This is a genomic window from Lentilitoribacter sp. EG35 (assembly GCF_040784015.1).
GTDB lineage: Bacteria > Pseudomonadota > Alphaproteobacteria > Rhizobiales > Rhizobiaceae > Lentilitoribacter.
The window spans coordinates 56,020-81,999 of sequence record NZ_JBFNGQ010000002.1; the positions used below are offsets into that span (position 1 = coordinate 56,020).

The 25,980-nt window shown below is 44.7% G+C and carries 23 protein-coding genes; 11 read left to right on the plus strand and 12 right to left on the minus strand.

Features of this window, described 5'->3' with window-relative positions; translation table 11 throughout:
* Positions 1 to 41: 41 nt before the first annotated feature.
* The 5 genes from AB2J24_RS04170 to AB2J24_RS04190 all read left to right on the plus strand — a co-directional run bounded on the left by AB2J24_RS04170 (position 42) and on the right by AB2J24_RS04190 (position 4,798).
* Complete coding sequence (locus tag AB2J24_RS04170) at positions 42 to 989, plus strand: LysR family transcriptional regulator (protein ID WP_162654099.1); 948 nt, start codon at positions 42 to 44, stop codon at positions 987 to 989.
* Between the two features lie 88 nt (positions 990 to 1,077).
* Positions 1,078 to 1,851 carry an FCD domain-containing protein gene (locus AB2J24_RS04175; RefSeq protein ID WP_367384556.1) on the plus strand — a complete coding sequence of 258 codons (774 nt, stop codon included), beginning with the start codon at positions 1,078 to 1,080 and terminating at the stop codon, positions 1,849 to 1,851.
* 57 nt (positions 1,852 to 1,908) lie between these two features.
* Positions 1,909 to 2,679, plus strand: coding sequence for a (Fe-S)-binding protein (locus AB2J24_RS04180; protein ID WP_367384557.1), 771 nt, complete (start codon positions 1,909 to 1,911; stop codon positions 2,677 to 2,679).
* An 8-nt stretch (positions 2,680 to 2,687) separates the two neighbouring features.
* Positions 2,688 to 4,124: a LutB/LldF family L-lactate oxidation iron-sulfur protein gene (locus AB2J24_RS04185; protein ID WP_162654102.1), complete on the plus strand. Its 1,437-nt coding sequence runs from the start codon at positions 2,688 to 2,690 to the stop codon at positions 4,122 to 4,124.
* Complete coding sequence (locus tag AB2J24_RS04190) at positions 4,121 to 4,798, plus strand: LutC/YkgG family protein (protein WP_162654103.1); 678 nt, start codon at positions 4,121 to 4,123, stop codon at positions 4,796 to 4,798. Before AB2J24_RS04185 ends, AB2J24_RS04190 begins: the two co-directional genes overlap by 4 nt.
* Positions 4,799 to 4,822: 24 nt before the next feature.
* Here the strand turns inward: AB2J24_RS04190 and AB2J24_RS04195 are convergent, their stop codons facing one another.
* Positions 4,823 to 6,979, minus strand: coding sequence for a putative bifunctional diguanylate cyclase/phosphodiesterase (locus AB2J24_RS04195; RefSeq protein ID WP_367384558.1), 2,157 nt, complete (start codon positions 6,977 to 6,979; stop codon positions 4,823 to 4,825).
* Positions 6,980 to 7,244: 265 nt separating this feature from the next.
* On the opposite strand from AB2J24_RS04195, the gene AB2J24_RS04200 reads away from it, so the two are divergent.
* Together AB2J24_RS04200 and AB2J24_RS04205 are read left to right on the plus strand one after the other, a co-directional pair.
* On the plus strand, positions 7,245 to 8,303 hold the full coding sequence (locus AB2J24_RS04200; protein ID WP_367384559.1) for a dipeptidase: 1,059 nt from the start codon (positions 7,245 to 7,247) through the stop codon (positions 8,301 to 8,303).
* A gap of 98 nt (positions 8,304 to 8,401) precedes the next feature.
* Positions 8,402 to 9,688 (plus strand): O-acetylhomoserine aminocarboxypropyltransferase/cysteine synthase family protein, encoded by a 1,287-nt coding sequence (locus AB2J24_RS04205; RefSeq protein ID WP_367384560.1) that lies wholly within the window; start codon positions 8,402 to 8,404, stop codon positions 9,686 to 9,688.
* Between the two features lie 41 nt (positions 9,689 to 9,729).
* On the opposite strand, the gene iolG is transcribed toward AB2J24_RS04205, so the two are convergent.
* The 9 genes from iolG to AB2J24_RS04250 form a co-directional block, all read right to left on the minus strand.
* Positions 9,730 to 10,737, minus strand: a complete 1,008-nt coding sequence (gene iolG, locus AB2J24_RS04210) for an inositol 2-dehydrogenase (RefSeq protein ID WP_367384561.1) — start codon at positions 10,735 to 10,737, stop codon at positions 9,730 to 9,732.
* A gap of 16 nt (positions 10,738 to 10,753) precedes the next feature.
* Positions 10,754 to 11,581, minus strand: a complete 828-nt coding sequence (locus AB2J24_RS04215; protein ID WP_367384562.1) for a class II fructose-bisphosphate aldolase — start codon at positions 11,579 to 11,581, stop codon at positions 10,754 to 10,756.
* On the minus strand, positions 11,578 to 12,420 hold the full coding sequence (locus tag AB2J24_RS04220; protein ID WP_367384563.1) for a 5-deoxy-glucuronate isomerase: 843 nt from the start codon (positions 12,418 to 12,420) through the stop codon (positions 11,578 to 11,580). Before AB2J24_RS04220 ends, AB2J24_RS04215 begins: the two co-directional genes overlap by 4 nt.
* 28 nt (positions 12,421 to 12,448) lie before the next feature.
* Entirely contained in the window at positions 12,449 to 13,489 is a 1,041-nt protein-coding gene (gene iolC / locus AB2J24_RS04225; RefSeq protein WP_367384564.1) for a 5-dehydro-2-deoxygluconokinase, read from the minus strand.
* A complete protein-coding gene (gene iolD, locus AB2J24_RS04230) occupies positions 13,443 to 15,305 on the minus strand; it encodes a 3D-(3,5/4)-trihydroxycyclohexane-1,2-dione acylhydrolase (decyclizing) (protein WP_367384565.1) in 1,863 nt (620 codons plus the stop codon). The genes iolC and iolD overlap by 47 nt, the downstream gene beginning before the upstream one ends.
* A gap of 225 nt (positions 15,306 to 15,530) precedes the next feature.
* On the minus strand, positions 15,531 to 16,307 hold the full coding sequence (locus AB2J24_RS04235; RefSeq protein WP_162654111.1) for an ATP-binding cassette domain-containing protein: 777 nt from the start codon (positions 16,305 to 16,307) through the stop codon (positions 15,531 to 15,533).
* A gap of 16 nt (positions 16,308 to 16,323) precedes the next feature.
* A complete protein-coding gene (locus AB2J24_RS04240) occupies positions 16,324 to 17,397 on the minus strand; it encodes an ABC transporter permease (RefSeq protein WP_367384566.1) in 1,074 nt (357 codons plus the stop codon).
* Between the two features lie 82 nt (positions 17,398 to 17,479).
* Entirely contained in the window at positions 17,480 to 18,418 is a 939-nt protein-coding gene (locus tag AB2J24_RS04245) for a substrate-binding domain-containing protein (protein ID WP_367384567.1), read from the minus strand.
* 84 nt (positions 18,419 to 18,502) lie between these two features.
* Positions 18,503 to 19,321, minus strand: coding sequence for a TIM barrel protein (locus tag AB2J24_RS04250; RefSeq protein ID WP_367384568.1), 819 nt, complete (start codon positions 19,319 to 19,321; stop codon positions 18,503 to 18,505).
* A 401-nt stretch (positions 19,322 to 19,722) separates the two neighbouring features.
* Between AB2J24_RS04250 and AB2J24_RS04255 the strand changes: the two genes are divergently transcribed.
* From AB2J24_RS04255 to guaB, 3 genes are all read left to right on the plus strand, one after another.
* A complete protein-coding gene (locus AB2J24_RS04255) occupies positions 19,723 to 21,216 on the plus strand; it encodes a Ppx/GppA phosphatase family protein (protein ID WP_420883625.1) in 1,494 nt (497 codons plus the stop codon).
* Positions 21,209 to 21,898: an RlmE family RNA methyltransferase gene (locus AB2J24_RS04260; RefSeq protein ID WP_162654115.1), complete on the plus strand. Its 690-nt coding sequence runs from the start codon at positions 21,209 to 21,211 to the stop codon at positions 21,896 to 21,898. Before AB2J24_RS04255 ends, AB2J24_RS04260 begins: the two co-directional genes overlap by 8 nt.
* Before the next feature lie 195 nt (positions 21,899 to 22,093).
* Positions 22,094 to 23,590, plus strand: a complete 1,497-nt coding sequence (guaB, locus tag AB2J24_RS04265) for an IMP dehydrogenase (protein WP_162654116.1) — start codon at positions 22,094 to 22,096, stop codon at positions 23,588 to 23,590.
* 21 nt (positions 23,591 to 23,611) lie between these two features.
* Here the strand turns inward: guaB and AB2J24_RS04270 are convergent, their stop codons facing one another.
* Positions 23,612 to 24,580 (minus strand): LysR substrate-binding domain-containing protein, encoded by a 969-nt coding sequence (locus AB2J24_RS04270; RefSeq protein ID WP_162654117.1) that lies wholly within the window; start codon positions 24,578 to 24,580, stop codon positions 23,612 to 23,614.
* Between the two features lie 115 nt (positions 24,581 to 24,695).
* On the opposite strand from AB2J24_RS04270, the gene AB2J24_RS04275 reads away from it, so the two are divergent.
* Complete coding sequence (locus tag AB2J24_RS04275) at positions 24,696 to 24,992, plus strand: DUF1127 domain-containing protein (RefSeq protein WP_367384570.1); 297 nt, start codon at positions 24,696 to 24,698, stop codon at positions 24,990 to 24,992.
* Positions 24,993 to 25,086: 94 nt separating this feature from the next.
* Here the strand turns inward: AB2J24_RS04275 and AB2J24_RS04280 are convergent, their stop codons facing one another.
* A complete protein-coding gene (locus tag AB2J24_RS04280; RefSeq protein WP_367384571.1) occupies positions 25,087 to 25,896 on the minus strand; it encodes a DUF937 domain-containing protein in 810 nt (269 codons plus the stop codon).
* Between the last annotated feature and the right edge of the window lie 84 nt (positions 25,897 to 25,980).

A 25,980-nucleotide genomic window follows, 5' to 3' on the forward strand; every position in this document is an offset into this window, starting at 1 on the left:
AACTCAAAGTCTATAATTTCGCTCGCAACAGGGAATCGATCATGAACAATCTTGGTGATTTAGAAGTTTTTGCTCGCATGGTCTCTGCTGGCTCGATGTCCGCTGCCGGCCGTGAACTGGGTCTATCTCCTGCGGTTGTGTCAAAACGCTTAAGACGGTTAGAGGATCGCCTGGGTACCCGCCTTATGAACAGGACTACGCGACAGATTTCTCTTACCGAGGCTGGGCAAGGTTTTTATGAACGCGTACTGGCAATACTTGCCGGACTAGAAGACGCTGAAGCATTTGTAAGCAGACGATCGAATACAGCGAAGGGGACGTTGAAAATTTCAGCCCCGACGTCTTTTGGCCGCATGCATATTGCACCTCATCTGAAAGCATTTTTTGAGCAAAATAGCGACATCCAGATAAATCTGAATCTTCATGATGACATGACCGATATCGTCGGGGAAGGCTACGATTTAGCCATCCGCATTGCAGAATTAAAGGATTCAAGCCTTGTAGCAAAGAAACTTGCGCCAGTCCGACGAATTTTGTGCGCAACACCAGAATACCTCAAAGACAACGGCACACCATCAAACCTTGCCGATCTTGAACACCACACATGTATTTCAAATCACAATAGCGATACATGGAAACTGGAGAATGAAGAAGAGATTTTTCATTTCCGCCCATCTGGCCCTATTCAAACAAACTCAAGCGAAGTTGTACGCGAAGCCGTTCTATCAGGCGCTGGCATAGCCCTTCGCTCTACATGGGATATCGGGGAAAGCCTAAATTCAGGTCAGCTTGAACAAGTCCTGCCTCAATTTGAAAGCTCGCGCCTTGTTGCTATTCACGCAATTTATGCCAGCAAAACTTTTCTCCCGTTGAAAGTGCGTTTATTTATAGACTATCTTGCTAACCTTTATGGCAACATACCCTATTGGGATAGAAATTTAGTGCAGGATGATCCCGATCAAATATCGCAATTTCGGTCTCATGCATAAATTCCTATAAAATTTCCGATTTATCTTTTTGGATAAATTAATTGACCAAAATGAAATGACTTGCTAACTTATCCACTAGGTTAGGGTCATGACAAAGAACATTTTCTCTCAAATATCACAGCACAAAACAGCTGATCAAGCGGCAGAGCACATTGAAGAGCTCATTCTGGAAGGAATTTTGCGGTTCGGCGACAAATTACCTGCTGAAAGAGATCTTGCCGAGCAATTGGATATTTCAAGACCCGTATTACGGCATGCGATTAAAGATCTTGAAGCACGGGAGCTTTTATATACAAAGCCGGGTGGCGGAACATATGTTGCAGATACCACTGGGCAGGTTTTTTCAGAACCGGTGATAGAGCTTATTGGTCGGCACCCGAAAGCGACAAATGATTATCTAGAGTACCGTAAGTCAATGGAGGGCATGTCAGCAGAACTTGCTGCAAAACGGGCCACACCTTCTGATAAAAAGCTATTAGCCGGACTGGCAGATGCTATGCGAGCAGCACATCAAGACGAGAATGCCGAACAGGAAGCAAACCTAGACATCGAACTTCACAACGCTATTGGCGAATGCGCGCACAATGTAATTTTGCTTCATAGCCTTCGTTCTTGCTATCGACTGCTTTCAGGTGGTGTAATTTTTAATCGTGAGATAGTGCATAAAATTAAAGGTGCTCGTGAGAAGCTGTTCAACCAACATATTGCGATCATCGATGCGATTAACACCAATGACCCTGTTCTTGCTCGTGCGGCGGCAGAAACTCACCTTGACTTTATAATCACCAGCTTCAACGAAGCGAACCAACTTAGCGAAAGAGAATACATCTCTGAACTACGGCTAAAACAACGATCAAATTAATCTACAGAATACTTCAATTTTGATATCAACCCGTTAAAGACTAAGGCAAATCCGTTTATGGAAACTACTGATAAAAACAAACCAAAAGTCGGATTATTTGTGACTTGCTTGGTCGATTTATTCCGGCCAAGTGTAGGCTTTTCAGCAGTCGAACTTATTGAAAAATCTGGCTGTGAAATAGATGTACCGATGGCACAAACATGCTGTGGGCAACCGGCCTATAATAGCGGTGATAAAGCTAGCACTCGAGAGATTGCGATTCAAGTTCTCGAACTATTTGAAGATTACGACTATGTGGTTGCGCCTTCAGGATCTTGCGCAGCAATGATCAAAAAACACTATATCGAACTATTTGAAGACGGTGACCCGCTCTATATAAGAATGAGTGCGCTAGCTGATAAAACCTACGAACTTATAAGCTTTTTGACCGATATTATGTTTGTAACCCAAACAATTGAAGCGCTCGACAAAACAGTTACATATCACGATTCATGTTCTGGCCTTCGGGAACTAGGCATTGAAAAACAACCACGAAAACTACTTTCTGGCATCAAGGATTTGAACGTTGAAGAAATGAAAGATAGTGACGTATGCTGCGGATTTGGCGGCACGTTTTGTGTAAAATATTCCGATATTTCCAATGCGATCGTCGAGAAAAAAACGCAATCAATTAAAAATACCGAGGCCGACATGTTGCTCGCGGGCGATATGGGGTGCCTGATGAATATGGCTGGGAAACTCAAACGCGAAGGTTCTGATATTGAGGTTCGGCACGTTGCAGAAGTCCTTGCTGGAAAGCTCGACACTAAACCCATTTCAGGAAATTGAGATATCACATGGAACTCACATCTCACAATTTGAAACAAAACTCGCAAGATGCGCTCAAAGATGCGCAATTGCAGCGCGCGCTTAGCAACGTTCCCAAAGGCTTCATTCAAAAGCGCATTAAAGCTACGGATGCATTGCCTGAATTTGAAAGCCTTCGTGACAAAGGAGTTGAGATCAAGAAGCATACTCTGGCACACCTAGATTTATATTTGGAAGCCTATGAGAAAAAGGTAATCGAAAATGGAGGTCATGTTCACTGGGCAAAGACGGCAGAAGACGCGCGAAGAATAGCGCTTGAAATTTGCCAGAAACACAATGCTAAAACGGTGACTAAAGGTAAATCCATGATTACCGAAGAGGTTGAGCTTAACGAGCACCTTTTAGAACATGGAATTGAACCGGTTGAGACCGATCTTGGCGAGTACATCATTCAACTGCGGAATGAAAAACCAAGTCACATCATTGCACCTGCGATCCATGTCAATCAAAGTCAGGTTGAAGAAGATTTCAGACGCGAACATACTCACCTTGACCCCGAACGCGACATGTCAGAGCCGGAATCTCTTCTTGCGGAAGCACGTGAAGTCCTAAGGCAGCGCTATTTTGATGCAGATATTGGATTTACAGGTGCTAATTTTTTAATCGCAGAAACCGGTTCTTCAGTCATCGTGACGAATGAGGGGAATGGTGATCTTACACAGACACTTGGCAAAGTTCATGTGGTCATGGCTTCCATTGAAAAAGTTGTTCCGACGCTTGAAGATTGCAGCCAGATCTTGCGTATTCTTGCCCGTTCTGCAACAGGGCAGGACATGTCAGTTTACACGACACTTTCTACAGGTCCAAAACGGGAAGATGATCTTGATGGTCCAGAAGAATATCACGTTATACTTCTTGATAATGGCCGCACTGATATGCTTGGAACTGAGTTTGAAGATATGCTTCGTTGCATTAGATGCGGCGCTTGCCTAAATCATTGCCCTGTATATCACGCAATTGGCGGGCATGCCTATGGATCGATTTACCCGGGACCCATGGGGTCTGTTCTAACACCATCGTTGGAAGGTGTGGAGAAGGGTGGAACACTACCCAATGCATCAACCTTTTGTGGACGATGCGAAGCTATTTGCCCTATGCGTATTCCTCTCCCAAAAATGATGCGGCATTGGCGTGAAAAAGAATTTGAAAATCATCTCCAAACCAAAACTGCGCGATATGGACTTTCGGTTTGGGCCTATCTCGTTAAGCGGCCAAAGATTTATCGAACGCTTATGTCATTTGCGATGCCTATTCTTTCGCTGTTTGGAGGTTCCAAACAGCGTATAACTAGCATGCCAATGTTGGGAGCGTGGACCCGCCACAGAGAGTTTCCTGCACCAGAAGGACGAACCTTTATGCAAGATTGGAACCAGCGCGAAGCGTTAAAGCAGAGTGCAAGCTCATGAATGATATTCGCGATAGCATCTTGGGTAGTCTCCGTACGACACTTGCCCAAAGGGCAAGCATCGAAACACGCAAAACGATGATGGAAAACAGGCTTAAGAATAAACCATCGGGTATCATTCCCAAAAGAGGTCAGTTGAAGGCTGAGGAACGTATTGAACTATTTGTCAAAATGGCAAGTGATGCGCAAACCGTTGTTACTCGCGTCGCTAAATATACCGATATTCCAAAGGATGTTGTAACTTACCTTCGTGCGCATAATCTTCCCTTCTCGGTCTGCTCTGGACATGATAAACGGCTTGCAAAGGCCAAATGGGCGAGTGAGCCAAATTTGGAAGTTGAAAAGCGAGCTAGCGATGGCGGTGATTTGGTCGGAATTAGCCATGCGACATCTGCTATTGCAGAAAGTGGAACCCTGCTTCTGACGTCTGGCAAAGATAATCCAACAACCATCAACTTCCTTGCCGATCATCATATAGTGATCTTAAATGCCAAGGACATCAAAGGTGATTTGGAATCTGCACTTGGTAAGCTTAAGAAAAATGCTGATGGAAGTACCGAAATGCCACGCGCCATTAACCTAATTACTGGTCCCTCACGTTCTGGAGATATTGAGCAGAAATTACTACTAGGTGCCCATGGACCAAGAGCCCTCAAAATTGTGATCGTTGGGTAGTACCTAACTACAGCTTAGTTCAATTTAAGCCCTTCTTCTCGAAGCCTTGCGGTTGCCAGAACTGAACTCAGTACGATTTTTTGAAAGCATAGCAATAACGCCAAATGCGGGTATAGGTTTGCAAAATGCGAACCCTTGAAGGAGGTCACACCCTATATCTGCCAGAATATCTGCGTGCTTTAAACTCTCAACACCTTCTGCCACAACGGCAACTTTAAAAGGGCGACTAAGTTGAATAATACTCTTAACCAAGTTCCGTTGATCTTCGCTCTCAACAATCGGGAAGATAAACTCCCTATCGATTTTCAAGCGTTTTGGCTTCAAATATTGAAGAGATAAAATCGATGCATGCCCGGTTCCAAAATCATCAATCTCAATATCAAATCCAAGTTCCTTAAGTGCTTCAACATTCTCAATAATCTGCGTTGAATCTCTATTGATGTCTACCGTCTCGGTAATTTCAAAACTTAAGCTCCCGCGAGGAATTTTCAGCTTTTTAATCGAGCTAATAAAATTTGGATTGCCAATAGAACTAACATTTAAATTGATCGCGACACTTTTAACGGGGCAGTTCTTGTCTATCTTCCACATCGACAAATCACTCAAAGCAGCCTGCATCATCATCTTATCAATCTGCTCACCAAATCCCATATCAATAGCTTCTTCTAAAAAATCTGCCGGTGGCAACACTCCTCTTGTTGGATGGCGCCACCTTACCAATGCTTCAGCACTGATTATTTCGCGACTTTGCGCATCAAATTGAAGTTGATAATAGGGTATGAACTCTCGGCGATTAATGGCCGAAGCAATTTCTTCGCGCAAACTTATTTTATGTTGGTGCGATGAAAAAATCTTATCGGTAAATAGCTCAAAACGGCAACCACCAAGTTGTTTTGCTTGATACAATGCCATATCAGCATTCACTAGAATATCGCTTACATCAAGTTCCATTGTGGGTGAACTCAAGTAAACTAAGTCCGCACCTATGCTTGCGCTAACATCGCAACGCTGACCTTCAAACAAGATAGGCTGTGAAAGACTATCGACAAGCGTTTTTGAAAATGCCGATAACTTTTCTTTCCCAACGGCTTCACTCGACAAGATTACAAACTCGTCACCACCAATACGTGCCACAAAGTCGGTAGGTGCAAGACAGCTTCTAATCTTATCTGCAATACGTTCCAACACATGATCGCCAGCCTTATGGCCCATCGTGTCATTAACCTGCTTAAATCGATCTAGATCAATATGTAATATTGCCAATTCAGAACTGTAATCTTTCTGACTACCCACCCGTCTTTGCAATTCTTCTTTCAGGTAACGCCTATTCGCTAACCCCGTGAGAGCATCATGCAGTGCATCATGGCCAATTTGTTCATAGGCAATTCTAATTTTTTGGTTCTGTGTGCTTAAATTTTTTACAAGTGCACGCATTTTTTGCTTCTGTTTTGCGCTGCGTAAATAATAATATGAACTGACCAAATGAGCCGGCCAAAATATGAAAATTGCCTCCATCAATAATAAGACCATTGCAATCGAATAGAACCAATTATTGATGGAATGAGCATAATCTGCGCGATGCTTCTCAGCCACTTTAAGTATTGTCTCCAGCCTATCATGTCGTGCATTTAGCCGCGCACCGACATCAGGGGACTGTGTAAATTTCGCAGTTTGGCTTACAACCGATTTTTGTGAAACAATATTCGCTTTATCAAGCTGATTTTCGTGTTTGTTGGAAATCGCTAACGCAAGCAGATTTTTCCCATAATCGAGTAGGTGTTTTTTTAAACTATTTGCCTCGTCAATCTGACTTTGTATGCCAGTTGAGAAGACCCTCTCCAATGGCGAATACTCCTGCAAAAGCTTTATCATTTCATCATGATTTTGCTCATAATCAGATAATGCACGAACAACAAAGCTAGGGCTTATGGCTCCAGAAAACACTTCAGGGCTGTACGATAAATGAGTTATAGCATGACTGATTGACGACTGTTGAGATGCAACGATGGAGGCTTTAGCATATTTGTCGAAAAGAAATATATTATAACGTGTAGTAACAAATGTAATAGACGATATACCCACTAAAAGTATGAGACCGAATATGTATCCTTTCCATAGATTTTTGGGGTTCGCGCCAGAGTGAGCCAGCAATCTGCGGACAAAACGATATCGTTTGGCCATCATACACCTCATATAAGATAGGATAGGAATTGATTATCTGTCATTTCAAACTATGGAGGAGTCATTTTACAATCATTAATAACCAGCTATAACTAATCATCATTAAAATCATTAGCGCACACGTCATTTAGAGCGCACTCATAAAAGGTTTTTATATTCAGCATGTTATAACGCATTGATCTTTAATAACTATATCCTTCTGACAGATACTAATTTCAATATTACACAAGTATGCTTAACTTGGCATGACATTTTAGGAACCCACATGACAAACTGTCACAAGCCGTTAATCTTCGACGGGCACAATGATGTATTATTCTGCCTTTTTGAAATGAATACGCGTGATGCTGCAATAGCATTTACAAGTGGTCGCAACGGCCACATTGATTTAGCAAAATCAAAGATTGGCGGCTTTGGTGGCGGCTTTTTTGCCATCTATGTTCCCTCACCCGGGGACCTTTACGATGCACTTTCGATGATGCAGAATCCACCCTACGATCTTCCATTGCCGAGCCCTACACCCCACAAAGATGCACTTCAGACTGCCATGCACCAATTAGCATTGCTCACTGAACTGGAACGACAGGGTGCGCTCAAAATTTGCACACGTACGTCCGAAATCAGAGCATGCTTGGAAGGCGGGACTATTGCAGCGGTTGTACATATGGAAGGTGCTGAGGCGATTGATGAAGATCTGTATGCACTGGATGTTTTCCACCGCGCAGGTCTACGTTCTTTGGGCCCTGTGTGGAGCCGACCGACAATTTTTGGCCACGGGGTACCCTTTCGTTACCCAAGCACGGGTGACATTGGTCCCGGCCTAACTGAAGCAGGTATACGTCTCGTAAAGGCATGCGATAAACGTAGCATCATGCTTGATGTATCACATCTCAACGAAGCCGGCTTCTGGGATATTGCGAAACATAGTTCTAAACCCATTGTTGCGACCCATTCGAATGCATATGCTCTGTGCCCTCATTCTCGTAATTTGACCGATAAACAGTTAGATGCGATCAAGGAGAGCAAAGGTATGGTCGGTCTGAACTTTGCGGTTGCCTTTACCCGCCCAGACGGTTCTATGGATGTTGATACGCCAATTGAAAGCCTAATCACTCAGCTTGACTATCTTATTGCAAAACTTGGCGAAGACCATGTCGGTCTAGGCTCGGATTTTGATGGCGCGCACATACCCGACGCAATTAAAGACGTTAGCGACTTACCGGTTCTTCGAAAAGCCATGAAAGCACATGGTTTTAATGATGAATTGATGACAAAACTTTGCCATGAGAATTGGATTTGTTTACTCGATCGCGTTTGGGAATAATATTCTTGAATGATGAATGCCTGTAAAATGTTTGTCGCTGGACAAGCTCGGGTTTAGTACACTAAAATCATTATATAAATTAATTGAGGGAGTATCGCATGAGCGACGAACGCCAACAGGGCTTTGACACACTACAAATCCACGCAGGTGCTGAACCTGATCCTGCTACAGGAGCACGCAATCCACCTATCTACCAATCGACAGCTTTTGTATTCAAAGATGCGGAACATGCCGCTAATCTTTTTGCACTTAAAGAAGTTGGCTATATCTACTCTCGCCTGACAAATCCGACAGTTGGTGCGTTGCAATCACGTTTGGCGGCATTGGAAGGTGGTGCTGGCGCTGTTTGTTGCTCATCAGGTCATGCAGCGCAAATCATGGCTATTTTCCCTTTGATGGGACCGGGTAAAAACATTGTTGCTTCAAATCGCCTTTATGGTGGATCTGTTACCCAACTTGGGCGCACACTCTCACGCTTTGGCTGGAATACCAAGTTTGTTGATTTTGATGACCCTAAGGCTATCGCAGATGCAATTGATGATGATACCCGCGCAGTATATTGCGAAAGCATTGCCAATCCCGGTGGTCATATTGCAGATCTTCGGGCTATTGCCGATGTTGCGGATGCTGCTGGCCTTCCGCTAATCGTAGATAACACAACAGCAACGCCTTATCTTTGCAATCCAATAGAGCATGGCGCAACTTTGGTCACCCATTCAACAACCAAATACCTTACAGGCAATGGTTCTGTAACTGGTGGTGCGGTGATTGATAGTGGTAAATTTGACTGGTCTGCATCGGATAAATTCCCGTCTCTTTCAGCACCGGAACCAGCATATCACGGCCTTAAATTCCATGAGGCACTTGGTCCGATGGCATTTACATTCCATTCAATCGCAATTGGTCTTCGCGATCTTGGTATGACAATGAACCCGCAAGCAGCACACTACACGTTGATGGGCGTTGAAACACTATCATTACGTATGGAAAAACATGTCGCAAATGCGGAGAAAATTGCGGGCTGGCTTGAAGGTCATGACGCGGTTGAAGCTGTTACCTACGCTGGTCTGAAATCATCACCATCTTATGGTCGCATTGCCACCTATTGTCCTAAAGGTGCAAGTTCGCTGTTTACAGTCGCGCTTAAATCCGGACACGATGGCTGTGTTAAACTCGTCGATAATCTGAAACTATTCAGCCATGTCGCCAATTTGGGTGATGCGCGTTCACTGGTTATTCACCCAGCATCAACAACACATAGCCAATTGACAGACGAGCAAAAAGTTGCCGCAGGTGCTGCACCTAACATTGTGCGCTTTTCAATTGGTATTGAAAATGCGGATGATTTGATCGCTGATTTGGATCAAGCTTTAAACAACCTATAAAAGTTAAAATGGCCTGAAACCAATTGATTTCAGGCCATTTTCTAATTTATTTTACGTTTATATTGAACCAATACGGGACGTTGCTCTTCGAGAGATAAGGCTGCGGCATCCGCAAGTTGCTGCGCTTTTAAACCATCCTCACCGCTTGGTTGAGGCGACTTTCCTGAATTCACAGCATCGACAAAATGAATCATTTCATTTCTGTATGCGTCCGCATAGCGTTCCAGGAAGAAATTTTGAACCACCGATGTATGGAAGCCATCAGCATTAGCCAGTTCCACAGTGTTTTCATGCACATTATGTCCGCGCAGCATACCCTTTGAACCATGCACTTCAATCCGCTGATCATACCCATAGGATGCACGACGGGACACGGTAATGGAGCAAATCTTACCGCTCGCGGTTTTTAGGGTTGCACTCGCAGTATCAATATCACCCGCTTTGCCAATGTCTGGATCAACCAGACATGAGCCTGTCGCATAAATTTCTGTGGGGTCTTCACCCAATAGAAACCGCGCCATATCCAAATCATGGATCATCATATCGCGAAATATACCACCGGAAGATTTGATATAACTGACTGGTGGAGGCGATGGATCGCGAGACATGATTGTGATCATCTCAACATCACCGATCACATCGTTACGCAATTGATTTTCTAAAAGTGCAAAGTTGGGATCAAAACGGCGATTGAACGCCGTCATGAAGGGTACATTTGCTTGTTCAACAACGGCCAGACACTCACGAATTCTGTCAGTTGATAAATCGACAGGCTTCTCACAGAAGATCGCTTTTCCAGCTTTTGCCGCCGCTTGAATAATGTCAAAATGCGTATCTGTTGGTGTACCGATTATGACTGCATCAACGTCCGAACTGGCTATAATTTCGTCCGTCGTCATAACCTTTGCGCCATGTTCATCGGCAAGTTTTTGTGCAGCCTCATCAAAATAATCTGACACTGCAACAGCTTGTGCAGTAGCTAGATGTTTGAGCGTTCGACCATGAACCTGGCCGATCCGTCCGGCCCCCAATATTCCAATTCTTAGCATAATATGTCTCTTGTTCTTATCCGCGAAATGCTTGCAAAACTGTTTTAGCAGCTTGCATAACAGGATCATGAGTCTCTTTTAAAATACTCACACGATCAAATCTTTCATCGTCTTTATTAACAGCATCTCGAAGAGCTGACCCGAATGCCATCCGCAATTCTGTGCCAATATTAAATTTACAGATTGATGATGTTTTAGCGAGCAATGTGCGCTGCTCGACAGGAACCCCGGAACCGCCGTGTATAACAAGGGGGACTTCAGTCACAGCATCAATGGCTTTGATGCGGTCAAGATCAAGGCCACCCTCTTTATCTTGTTGTAGATGAACATTACCGACAGAGATTGCCATCGCGTCGACGCCTGTATCTTTCGCAAATTTTGCCGCTTCCTCAGGGTCTGTTCCCGCAGAAGCTTCACCATCAGCATAGCCTACAAACCCAATTTCACCTTCGCAGGAAATACCTGCAGCATGCGCCATATCGGCAATTTTGGCGGTTTCATCAATGTTTTGATTAAGCGGCTTGCGTGAACCATCAAACATCAATGATGTGAAACCGGAATCAAGAGCGATCTTACAATCTTCAAATGTATAACCATGATCCAAATGTGCGACGACCGGCACGCTTGCATTTTCTGCCAAATGACGGAACATCTTACCCAGAACAGGCAAAGGAGTATGTTCACGACACCCCGGGCCTGCCTGCAAAATCACAGGCGAGTTTATTGCTTCTGCAGCAGCAACATAGGCCCGCATATCTTCCCACCCAAGACAGACAAGGCCACCAACGGCATAACCTTCTTTAAGAGCAGGTTGCAGGACATCTTTTAATGTAACTAGGCTCATTTGAATTTAGCAATCATATCCATGATGCCCGGAATAGTGTGCAGCTGAGCAGCATGTGTTGGTTGGAAATATTGCACAAGAGAACGTTGGCTCAAGCCACCAAGAATTGTGAAATAGTACATCTCATAACCAGGCAATACGCAGCATGGATGATACCCCTTATCCAGGCAAATGGTTGAACCATCTACAATGTGATAGGCATCGCCGGGTTTATTATCCTCGCGCTGTAACATCTGTACCCCAGAACCATAGTTTGGACGGAAGCGGAAATTATATGTCTCATCATGACGGGTCTCATCCGGCAAACGATCCGTATCATGCTTATGAGATGGAAACCCAGACCAACCACCTTGACCAACCGTATAAAGTTCACTGACCAACAAGCGCCCGACTTTATCAGCTTGCTTCTGGCCTAAAATATGTTTGATTTTCCGGTGTGTCTTTGTGTCATCCGAGCCATATTGAACTAGATCAAGCTCATCTTTACGAACAGCAAAAGCATCCAGAACTTTGTCATATTTTGCACCAGCAACAAAGATTTCTGCCTCATCAGAAGTACACACAAACTCTGCTTTCGCAGCCGATGGAACATAAACGCCTTCCGGCTCACCATCCCAAACATCGACGCCACGTCCGCCCAGGCCATCAGCTTTAAAACCTTCAACATTGACATCGATACTACCCGTTGCCGGAACAATACATGTCTCGTATCCAGGGACCGCATATTCGAATGCATCACCTTTCTTCAATTTCACAATGTTGAAATAGTTCAACGGCACCAATGAATCATCGACATCAACAATCGGATTGTTTTTGTTTTCAAATGGAGGGATATGCATGTTGTGTCCTTTATTTTATTGCCAAACGTTAGGGCTTCGATGGTCCTGGATGAGTTGACAAAAATTCTTCTAGTTGTTCATTGTTTGGCATGGCCGGCGCGCAACCGGGTTTTCCAACGACGATGGCGGCACATGCTGAACCGCGTAAAATCCCGGAACGTAAGTCATGACCATCAGCGATAGATGACATCAACCCTGCCATAAAACTATCGCCAGCTCCTGTCGGCTTTAATGCTTCAACGCGGTAAATCCCAGTTTCGATCTTTTCATCAGCGGCAAAAGTAATGGCACCCTTTTCACCCATTTTATAGATAACGATTGAAACAGATGTCTCGGCAAGTTCTCTTGCCTTTGCAAGTCCCTTCTCAATGCCACCAGCCATAAAGCCAAATTCTTCATCATTGCCCACAATGACATCGCTTTGAGCGCCAGCACGAGATAATACATCTGCTGCGACTTCCGCTGATGGCCAAGAATATGGACGATAATCGACATCAAAAATAACCGGAAGACCTGCTGCTTTTGCTAGTTCAAACGCTCGAAATGCAGCGCTACGAGAGGGCTCTGCGGCAAATACAGTGCCAGCAGTAATCAGTGCGCCAAACTTGGAATAGTCAACTTTCTCCACATCTTCCAATGTCATCTCAAAATCAGCCGCACCATTTCGATAGATAACGGATTGATGGTCTTCAACGCGACTTTCATATAGTGCAAGTGAATTACGAAACTCCCCGCCAATAGAACGAACATATTCGCGAGACACGCCATAATGGTCTAGGCGGTTTAGACAAAATCTACCAACACTATCATCCGACACTGTTGTTACGAGCGACGCCTTACCACCAAATTTGCAAATGCCTGCCGCGATATTTGCTGATGAACCGCCTAGATCACTTTTGAAATCTGTGGCCTCCTCAGTCTTTGTGCCTGCTGGATGGGGAAACAAGTCCATCCCAGCGCGCCCGACAACTACGAAATTGTTCTTTTTTATTCCTGCGATAACAGTATCAATATTCACGTTCTTAGATCCCATTACGCTGGCGCTTACGACCATCTTCCCATTCGACATGTGCTTCTCGCACTTTATCGCTTGTTGTTACATGAGGTGTGCCAACCTCCCACCATGTGTGGCCTTCTGTCGTCCAACCCTCATAGGCATCGACATCCATGACAATCACTGTGGTATTTGTGGCCGCTTTTGCACGCTTGAATGCTTCGGCAAATTCGGACGGATTTTGCACGCGTTCTGCATTCGCGCCAAGTGCTTGCGCATGTGCCTGGAAATCTACACGAGCCTGATTTACGGCCGTTGGCGTATCTTCAATGAGATTATTAAAGCTCTCATTGCCAGAGTTATTCTGTAGCTTATTGATAACGGCGAACCCACCATTATCGAGCACACAGATAATCATCTTCTTCTGCGTTAGAACCGCCGAATAGATGTCTGAATTCATGAGAAGGTATGAGCCATCGCCACAGAATATGATTGTGTCCTGCTCTGGTTCATTTTCTGATTGGGCAATACGTGCGCCCCAGCCACCCGCTATCTCATAGCCCATGCAAGAAAAGCCAAACTCAACATCTACCGTACCAATATCAAGTGTTCGCCAATTGGCTGTTACTTCCGCTGGCAGACCACCTGCTGCTGCAACAACCCGATCCCTTGGATCACACAACTCATTAACAACGCCGATTGCTTGCGCATAGGAATTTGGTCGATTTCCTGGGCGAACATTATCTGCAACATAGCTTGACCATTTTGCACGTTCCTCTATCGCAATGCTGGTCCATTCTGCGGGCGCTTTGTGAGAAGCTAGCGCATCCCAAACTTTGCAAATACTTATCTTCGCATCACCAACAACTGGTAATGATCTGTGCTTGCCTGCATCATGACGGCCAGCATTTATTGATACGATCTGTGCATCTTTTGCAAAAGCGGTCCAAGAACCAGTCGTAAAATCCTGCAAACGACAACCAATGGAGATAATTACATCAGCCTTTTCAGCCACGAAATTTGCACTATCTGATCCTGTCACGCCAATCGGCCCGATATTCAAATCATGGCTATCGAGCAGGTTTGCCCGACCCGCTATTGTTTCAACCACCGGAATTTGAGTGGCTTCTGCAAACGCCGTTAGCTCTTTAACGGCGCGAGAATATTGAACACCACCACCAGCGATAATAATCGGCCGTTTTGCTGCTTTAATAGCCGCAACGGCATTTGCAACTTCATTTTCATCGGGCGTTACACGGCGAATAAAATGCATTTTCTCTTCAAACATTTCTATCGGATAATCATAGGTCCAACCCTGAATATCCTGCGGAAGGCCAATGAAGGCTGGGCCGCAATCAGCAGGATCAAGCATGGTATTGATCGCTGCAGGAAGAGATTGAATAATTTGTGCAGGGTGCGTAATGCGATCCCAATAACGTGAGACAGCTTTGAATGCATCATTGACGCCCAGTGTAGGATCACCAAAATGTTCAAGTTGTTGTAGTACCGGATCAGGCAGACGCGTTTGAAATGCATCCCCACACAACATCAACATTGGCAATCTATTTGCGTGTGCTAACGCCGCAGATGTTAAAAGATTTGCTGTTCCCGGACCTGCAGAAGCTGTGCAAAACATGAAACGTTGACGCAAATGATACTTTGCATAGGCAGCAGCGGCAAACCCCATTCCTTGCTCATTTTGACCACGATAAAGGGGCAAAGCATCCTGATTATCATAAAGAGCTTCGCCAAGACATGTCACGTTACCATGACCAAATATGCCGAAGCCACCACCACACAGGCGCGTTTTAACACCATCAATTTCAATAAACTGATTAGCGAGAAACCGCACGATTGCCTGTGCTGTTGTCAATTTAATTGTCTTATTCATTTACTTTACTCTAAATTATCTTGATCATCGTTCAATTTTTTGAGCGTCGCTTGATCGAAAAAAAGCATCCATAAAGCGACAGAACCTAGCCCACCGAAAACAACTGCCCAAAATATGTTTTGATTTAAGAAATCAAACAACGCCATCCCCAAACAAAGGACTACGACGACCCACCTCCGCCAAGTGGGTCTGAAAAATGGATGGGAAAAATCAAGCATGCTCTTACTACGCTGCACCTTCGAATTCAGCACCGGTTTTAACACCCGTGATGTAGGCAACAACGTCTTGTCCGTCCGTATCTTCTTTTCGCAAGTTCGCCACAATACGGCCGCGACGAAACACAACAATCCGGTCGACCAGGTCAAATACCTGACGCATATTATGACTCACCAGAATCAGTGGTTCACCTTGCTCTTTAAGCGTACGGATAATATTCTCAACTTGCGCAGTTTCCTGCACACCAAGAGCCGCAGTTGGCTCATCCATGATTGTGAGCTTGGATGCAAACGTCGCTGTTCGTGCAATAGCAACACATTGGCGCTGCCCACCCGACATGTTTTGTATCGTATTCCGAATATTTGGAATTTTAACACCGGTTTTAACAAGACCTTTCATGGTTGCATCTCGCATCGCTTTATAGTCAAGCCTGCGAAATGGGCCAAGCCAATTCCATTTAGTCAATTCACGGCCCAAAAATAAATTGTCTGGAACATCTAGATCATCGGCCAGAGCCAAGGTTTGAAACACTGTTTCAATGCCTGCCTCGCGCGCTTCCAACGGTCCAGCAAAGCTTACTTCTTCACCATACAGGCTAACTTTACCGCTTGTCCGCTGTTCAACGCCAGTTATTTGGCGAACAAAAGTTGATTTACCCGCACCATTGTCACCCATAATGGCAACATGCTCGCCCTTCTTCAGCTCAAAATTAGCATTATTTAAAGCATGAACACCACCATAATGCTTGGTTAGGTCTTCGGTCTTCAGAACAATATCGTTGCTCATATTCTAGTCTCCTAACTTATGCCCGGTTGCGTTGACGATATTGATCGAGAATAACGGCTGCTATAATAATACTGCCCATGGCCATTAGCTGATATGATCCGTCTAGCTTAACAAAGGTAAATCCAGATCGGATAACACCAAGTACCATCGCACCTAGAACGGTACCGATAATCGACCCTCGCCCTCCTGTTAGACTGATGCCACCAATAACAGCCATTGCAATCGCAAATAGCTCGTAAAATTCGCCCATACCAGCCTGCGCTGTTGATGCTTTAGCGCTTAAGACGATACCAGCAAATGCCGCAAGCATTGAAGCAATCATATAGACCATGACTTTGTGACGTTTCACATTTATGCCGGACATCCGAGCGGCTTCTTCGTTCGAACCAATTGCATAAGTGTGTTTTCCGTAGACGGTATATTTCATGATCACATGGAATATGATCGCCAGTGAAAGGAACCAAACAACTGGCATCATGCCAGAACCCAGAAATTTATATTCCTCTGTCGGGAACGATATCGGGTTGCCAGAAGACCACCAAAGCGCAACACCGCGACAGACAAGGAACATTCCAAGTGTTGCGATAAATGGAGGAATACGTAAAAATGCAATAAAGGTGCCATTAATGGCGCCAATAAATGCACCAAACGCTAACCCAATGATAACTGGTAAAATCACGGGTAAATCCATTGCCCAGGTTCCGAACAATGCTTTAGGGTTAGGGTTGCCATTCACCAATTCAGTTTGTGCAAAACTCATCGCTATCATCGCAGTTGCAGCAACAAGCGGTCCTGAGCTAAGGTCAATTCCGGCGGTAATAATGACTTGCGTCACGCCAAGCGCAATAATTCCGATGATCGCGACTTGCAAGATAATGATCTTTAAACGCGCTTCATTAAAGATACTGTCAAAACGATCTCTTGAATCAAAAAGAAAACTCTGATCATTCATATAAGGCAAAGCCTGCCCTAAAACCTCAAAGATCACAATGATAATGATCAAGGCAAAAAAGATGTTAAATTCGTTCGGCCAAGACTTTTTTGTCTTATCAAATGTTAGCCCGCCTATGCCATCGCTATTATCTGTCATGGATGAGGCACCCCCTACACTTTAATTGTGAAAAACGAGACGGCATCTCCGCGCCGTCTCGAATATTATAATTTAACCCAACTTAGTTCTTGCTAAGGAAGTCACCCATATTAGCCGGAGTTACCAACTTGAATGGAATATAGACTTTTTGGTCAACTTTTTCGCCAGCGATCAGCTTAAGCACGGCATCAATTGAACCCGTTCCCTGACCCACAGAATCCTGAAATACTGTGACATCATAGTCGCCTGCACCCATCACTACCAAAGCGTCCTGGCTAGCATCAACACCACCAACTTGGACATCAGCCATGTCGGTGCCAGCAGCTTTCATCGCTTGAATTGCACCAATGGCCATTTCGTCATTGTTAGCCAAAACAAAGTCAAATGGCTCACCAGATGACATCCAGTTTGTCATAAGATCCTGAGCTTCATCACGTGACCAGTTTGCTGGTTGCTCATCAATGATTGTCATGAAGTTACACATATCCATGCCAATAACATCGTGCACATCTTTTGAACGCTGAACAGCAGCCTGATTCGACAACTGACCATTCATCAGATAACCACGCGCACCACCAGCTTTGCCAGCTGCACGAAGGTTTTTACAGACCTCGAACGCAGACAATGTGCCAGATTCAATTTCATTGGAAGCAACAAACGCTTGAGTTGCTGGCAATTCGTTTACATTATCTGGTTCGCGGTTAACAAAAACCAACGGTGTATCGCCAGCAGCTTCTGTAATGGCTGCACCAGCAGATGTATCAACGATGTTCACGATAATTCCGTCAACACCATTCGCAACAAAGTTTTTCACTTGGTCAATCTGCTTGGCTAGATCATCCGATGCATCTTCCTGCTGATATGTCAGACCATCAACTGTCTCTGCATACTCGACCATGCCATTACGCAAAACTGTCAACCAGTTATCATCAAACCTGGAAAACGTTGCGCCGATTTCCGCTGCCATCACAGTTGTGGACATAAGCGCAGATAGAGCAACTGTCATAAGTGTTTTTTTCATATTACCTTCTCCCAAATTGGCGACCGGCTCGCCGAACTAAATCTGCCGGTTGTCCCGAAGGACAAGTTAAATCATCAAAGTCGGTTACGCAGCGCGCAAAACCAATTGATCTTCGATGAACTTTATTGACCGTTCAAGCTCGGCTTTCGGGTCGTTCGCATTTTGAACCGTCGGTGAGAACGGTTCAAATGAGACAGGACCATTGTAACCAGCGGCCCGTAATTCCTGTAACTGCTCGATATTGCCAAGACGGTCTTCAGGCCCGACTAGCACTCGGTCAGCATCTTTCATATCAACGAATTTAGTATTCTGATCTTCAACACCTGAGATGTGGACCAGACCAGTATGATGTGCAAAAACTTGTGTTTCACCTGATAGCGTATGATGAAACGTGTCATGAATGATCTTAAAGTGGCCTTCAAAGCCAAGCTCTTCAATAACCTCAACAACGTCTGCCTTAAAACGAATTGATGCAGTCTCAAACCCCAACGGCTCGATAAACCCTTGCATATCAGCATCGCGCAGAAGAGGTTGCAACTCTTGCAGAATCCCCGTCAAATTTTGTTTGAGCTCGACTGCTGATGAGGTAAAACCATCATTACGAGGGATAAAGCTAACAGCTTTACTACCCATCTCCGCAGACATAGAAATAAGCGCTTTCGCCTCTTCAAATTTTTGCTCGCTAAAATCATCAAATGCGCCAACTTCGGAAACTGCAAAAATACCCAATTGATTTTCATTCGCTGATCGCGTGACTTTACGCGCAAATTTTTTAGTGAATTTTTCGTGAGAGGTATCTTCTCTGATCTCAACACCGGCACAGCCAAGAGACGACGCCAATGCAAAGAATGCATCTACATCCAAGCCTCGAACCGCCATATGGTTCAAACCAAATAAGATCAAAAATTCCTCCCTTGATCGCTAGAACTCATAATGAATTCGATCAATGATTTAATTTTGCAACCGGTTTCAAAAATAGTCAATAGTGAATCTTATTCTAATACGCAATTTTTTTTAGAACTTTGTTTTTAAAAACAAAATTTGAAATTCCATTTGCTAAAACTCTAAGGATTCGCATCTCCAAAATTGAACACGTTAAACTAAAACAAAGTAATTCAGCCTTTTTTACCAGTGTTTTTACATGTCTTTTTCATAAACCTATGGAATGCATTCCACACAAGCATCTCGTACAAGCATCTCATTCTAGGCATCTCATATTGGGTATCAAAATAACTTTCGAAAAATCGATTGTATTTCTTGCAGACACTGTTACTGTGTTTTCAACGACAAATATTAGGCGCCTGATGCATCTCGACGATTGCTCGGCGCTGATAGGATACGAAGTGAACACCCCATTGCGCGGCCAAAAGGCTCCTCTGGGAGGAACACCTGAAAAGCCTCTCAACGAACGCATACCTAAAAGTGATGCTACCGGAGAGGCAAAAAAAGGCACTAGACGTGCGCCTGACTTGCCTGAATCTGTTGGCAAAAACTTGGGCGACAAAGATAGTGATGTTTCTTCCGGAAATCCAAATCAGAAGAAGCGCCGACGCCGGCGTCGGAGAAATAATGCGCCCAATTCTGAGGGTCATGCAGAGCAGCAAGTCGCCCGCAATAAACAGCAACATAATCAAAAACCTGGGAAGCAACGTAATGAACGCGGCGGCTCTCCCGGCCGTGAGCAACATGCAAACAGAAAGACACAAAGCCACGCAAAACCATATCAAAACCAGCAATTATATGCGGCACTTGATCTTGGCACAAACAATTGCCGCCTGCTTGTTGCAAGGCCTACCAAACATGGTCAATTTCATGTTGTAGATGCTTTTTCGCGAATTGTACGCCTGGGTGAAGGACTGGCCGCTAGTGGCGCTTTATCCGATCATGCAATGGAACGGGCCATTGGCGCGCTTAAAATCTGTGCATCAAAACTTGCCCGCCACAAGATCAAAAAATATCGGCTCATAGCAACCGAAGCATGTCGGCAGGCTTCCAACGGCGAAGCATTTTTGAAACGAGTTAAGCTGGAAACAGGGCTTGATCTTGAGATGATCAATCGAGAAACCGAAGCGCGTCTTGCGGTTTCTGGTTGTGCATCGCTCGTCGAACGAGATACCAAATCAGTTATCCTGTTCGATATCGGTGGTGGATCTTCGGAAATTGCAGCAATTCATTTTGATCAAAGACGAACAGCGCGTCTTGCGAACCACATCAAATCATGGACATCCCTTCCCGTTGGCGTGGTCACTCTTTCAGAACGTTTTGGCGGTAAGGATGTCACGCCTGAAATCTTTGAAAACATGGTGCAAACCGTTGATACTATGCTACAGGAAACCGCCCCTGAAGCCATGCTTGCTTTTGATCCAGGATTAGAGGATTTTCATTTGCTTGGCACATCTGGCACAGTGACAACCTTGGCTGGTCTGCACCTCAAATTACCCAAATATGATCGCAGGCAGGTGGATGGTCTTTGGCTTGCTGATGAAGATGTTGATAAGATGCTCGACAAGCTACTTTCGTGGGACTTAAAAGCACGCTCTGAAAACCCTTGTATAGGACCCGATCGATCTGATCTGGTTTTGGCAGGTTGTGCTATTATGCAGAGCATTCGAAAGCGATGGCCTTCAACAAGGATGCGCGTTGCCGATCGGGGTTTGAGAGAAGGTCTCTTAAACGATATGATGGCCCGTGATGGTGTATGGCGGAGAAAACGCCGAAGTCGAAACCGTAAACGCAAAGATCAGAATAATTCAAACCAGCCAAACAGCAATGTGAGAAGTGGCGAGCAAAATGAGTAAAAAAACCACAATCGCAACAGGTCGAAAGCTTGGCCAGCGCGTTAAGAAAAAGAAGCTGAAAGCATCTTCACGACAATGGCTCGAACGTCATTTGAATGATCCTTATGTACAAAGATCAAAGCATGAAGGTTACCGTTCACGCGCGGCTTTCAAACTTTTAGAAATTGATGAAAAACATAACATCTTAAAAGGTGCAAAACGCATCATAGATTTGGGTGCGGCACCGGGCGGTTGGTCGCAAATCGCATCGAAAGTGACGGAGTCATCCGATCTCGATCCGAAAGTAGTCGCAATTGATTTCCTCGATATGGATCAGGTACCAGGCGTTTCATTTTTAAAGATGGATTTTTTGGATGATGATGCGCCAGAACGGCTAATGGAATTATGCGGGGCTGCGCCCAATCTTGTATTTTCAGATATGGCATCCCCAACAACAGGTCATCGCAGAACTGACCATTTACGCACACAATATTTGTGTGAGATCGCGGCTCATTTTGCTGTTGAGGTATTAGCGAAGGGTGGACACTTCTTATCTAAAACGTTCCAAGGTGGAACTGAGAATGATATTTTGAATATGCTGAAGAAAAATTTTCAATCCGTTGTTCACGTCAAACCACCTGCGTCACGCGCTGAATCAGTCGAGCTTTATTTACTTGCTAAAAACTTCAAAGGGCGTGATTAAGTTCTTACAAGCAACCTTGAAAGGTATGAAATTCATATAATTGGGATTATTCTTCAAATCCCAGTTCACAATCTAGAATTTCCGTGTTACGAGCCAGCGTCAACTCCTTATGAAATGACGAGCTTCTAGAATTTCAAAATTCTCTATGCAAATCCTCTTTGCAATAGTTGCTCGATAACAGAAATGGACTTGACGATGGCAGAGATCCTCCAAACCCCAACAGGCCTTCAAGCCCTTACTTTTGACGACGTGCTTTTGCAGCCAGGCCACTCCACTGTGATGCCAAATCAGGTCGATGTAACAGCGACAATTGCCAAAGGCATTGAACTTAACATACCGATTTTATCTTCTGCGATGGATACGGTCACAGAAGGTCGTCTTGCCATTGCAATGGCGCAGGCTGGCGGCATAGGCATTATTCATCGAAACTTAACACCGGAAGAACAGGCTGCTGAAGCACGAGCCGTTAAAAAGTTTGAAAGCGGTATGGTTGTCAATCCTGTCACCATTGGACCAAATGAGACCTTGGCAGATGCGCATGCCTTGATGAAAGCGCATAAAATTTCTGGTATTCCGGTCGTTGAAGATAAACAACCAGGCAAGGCAGGCAAGCTGGTCGGCATTATGACAAACCGTGATGTGCGCTTTGCTTCTGATCCAAATCAGAAAATTCATGAATTGATGACTAAGGACAATTTGGTTACGGTTCAAGATGGCGTTGCACAGGAAGAAGCCAAACGACTTCTACATCAACATCGCATTGAAAAGCTTTTGGTTGTTGATGATGAATATCGCTGCGTTGGCCTCATCACCGTCAAAGATATCGAGAAAACACAACTTAACCCAAATGCTTGCAAAGACGACCAAGGTCGCTTGCGTGTAGGCGCTGCAACAAGCGTTGGGGATGATGGTTTTGAACGCGCTGAACGTCTTATTGATGCAGGTATCGACCTGTTGGTTGTCGATACAGCTCACGGACATTCTCAACGGGTCTTGGATGCTGTCATGCGTATCCGAAAATTATCCAACTCAGTTCGCATTATGGCAGGTAATGTCGCAACAGAAGCAGGCACAAAAGCACTGATTGATGCTGGTGCTGATTCCATTAAAGTTGGTATTGGCCCCGGCTCAATTTGTACAACTCGGATTGTTGCGGGCGTGGGTGTGCCACAACTATCTGCCATTATGTCAGCTGTTCAAGGAGCAAAAGGCACGGGCGTTCCAATTATCGCAGACGGAGGGATCAAGTATTCTGGTGATGTTGCCAAAGCTCTTGCAGCAGGCGCTGATGCGGTGATGATTGGATCACTTCTGGCCGGCACTGATGAAAGCCCGGGCGAAGTTTATCTTCATGGAGGACGCTCATTTAAAGCTTATCGCGGAATGGGGTCAGTTGGCGCTATGGCAAGGGGTTCTGCCGATCGTTATTTCCAAGCAGAAGTTCGTGATACGCTTAAACTTGTGCCTGAAGGTATTGAAGGACAAGTTCCATATAAGGGCCCAGTTTCCGGTGTTCTTCATCAGTTAACAGGTGGCTTACGTGCCGCAATGGGATATGTAGGTGGCAAAGACCTGAAGGAGTTTAGCGATGTCGCCAAATTCGTGCAAATCTCAAATGCCGGGCTACGTGAAAGCCATGCTCATGATGTGACAATTACTCGTGAGAGCCCCAATTACCCAGGAGCGGGCTAACTACGTACTAGCCTCAACTCGCTACCAGGTAAATTTGCTTCCTGCTGCAGCATTTACTGCATTGTTATGTGCCAGCAAATCACCTGATTGACCATTGGGTTGGTTAACCAATTGAGATTTTGTGCCGTTTGGAGTGATATTGTCCAAGCTTGCAATGATATGCTTGCTCAAGGCTTCGACGAGTGTTGGTGCAGCACCAGGCCGTTTTAACAGCCCAATTTTTGTCATTCCTATTTGGGGAAAATTATCAGCCTCTGTTAAAATGCGCATACCATATTGCAATGCACATTCAGGCAAAGGTGCAACTGCTAACCCTGCCAAAACAGCTGATGCAATCACCGTTGCAGAATGGCTGGCTACGATAACCCGATAATCCCGATTTGCTTTATCCAACGCCGCAAATGATACGTCTCCCCAACAACAGCCGTCTCGTCCGATTGCCAAAGGGATCACCTTTTCTTCATGAACCATATGGTTATGTGATGTTACCCAATAAAGCGGCTCAGTTCGGATGACTTCCGATAAGTAATTCACATCGCCATGCGTTACCAGAGCCACATCTAACTCATTATTATCCATCCGCGAATGTAACTCTCGTGATGGCTCGCAGATCACATTTAGTTCTATATTTGGGTGCGTTTGCGCAAATTGGGCAATAATGCTGGGCATAAAACGATCAGCATAATCATCAGGAGTTCCAAAACGAATAGAGCCTTCCAATTGTTCGCCGGAAAACGCATTGATTGTCTCATCATTAAGTTTCAGCATTTTGCGTGCATAATCCAGAAGCTTTTCACCATCGTCACTCAGACGATTGATGCGGCCATCTTTTACAAAAATCGGCTGACCGATTCTTTCTTCCAAACGGCGCATCTGCATGGATACAGCGGATTGTGTTTTGAATACCTGTTCTGCAGCACGCGTAAAGCTGCCTGTTTCAGCAATCGCGATAAATGTATTCAATTGATCAAGATCTAAAGGATTTGGCATCTTTTCATTCCATCAAAATTATTGATAAGATACATTAGAAATATTCGTTGGAATGATCAATCATAATTTGACATATATTCACTATCGAAACCCAAGACTTAGATGGAGAGATAGTATGACTGTTATCGACTGTGGCAACACCTGCACTCTGGATCAATCCATCCAGATGACAGAAACCGTAAAAATACCGTTGCTCACGAAACTTTGGGCGACCTTGCGGCGCCTCGCGAAAGCAATGGAAAATAGGCGTTCTGTTGAAAAACTATATTACGCATCGGACCATGAACTAGCTGACATAGGTCTTAGAAGAGAGGATTTATATATTATTCGCAGAGCGAGTATCTTTGAAGATCCGTCTTATGACCTACAAGCACGAGCACTCAAACATGGACGAATCTTGAAGATGGATTGAATGTGTCCCCCGCAGGCCGCGGCAACTCCCGGCCTGCCTTTTGCCCGACTGTTCGCCCTTAGTGACGGTCGGGCTTTTTCATGAAATTTTGAGGTTATTTTTTGTCCATACCACCTAAGAACTGATCAAAAATACCATCCATATTTTTTTGGTACTCATTTTGTACAGTGCGGCCCGTGTCGAACATTTTTCCAAATAGCTCGTCATAGGGGTTGGCTGCTTCTTTATTAGATGTTTCTGGTTGGCTACCACCAAACATATTACCAAATGGGTTTGAGCTGCCGCTCGCCATATTTCCCATCATACCTTCCATCATTTTGCCGAAAGGATTATCTTGTTGCTGGTTATTGCCAGAAGCACCGCCAAGCATGCCACCTAACATGTCGCCAAGTGGATTTGAGCCACCTTTAGAGCCGCCCATCATCTGACCCATAAGATCGCCAAAAACATTGCCACTACCACCACCCGACATAGCCTTCATTTGATCATTGGTTTGATTAAACATGCCGCCCATCAATGTGCTTGCAATTATCGGAAGTAATTGCTTGATAATATCTTGACCAACACCACTTGCAGCCTCTGCTTGCGCTGCAACGGCGCGGCTAACATCTTTTGACCCAAATAAATGACCCAAAATGTTGTTTCCATCTGCTACACCTTCTGATGAAAAGGCATTTGCAGCATTTTCAAAATATTGTGAATGATTACCGGAAGATAAAGCTTTCATAAATTGGCCCATTGCATCTGGCGAAGAAACGTTCCGCTTTAAGCCGTTTGAAAAAGCCGGCATCATTGCTTCAAGAGCACTGTTCATCTGAGACTGATCCAGACCAAATTTTTCAGCTATATCCTTCATAGCGCTGCCATTTTGCGCATTCATCAACATATCAAACAAAGGTAACATTTAATTCTCCCTGTGGCCGCACTTTAGCAGACCTCAATTTATTATAGTCCTATTGCGACTGTACGTCGAGTTGCGAATTTGCAA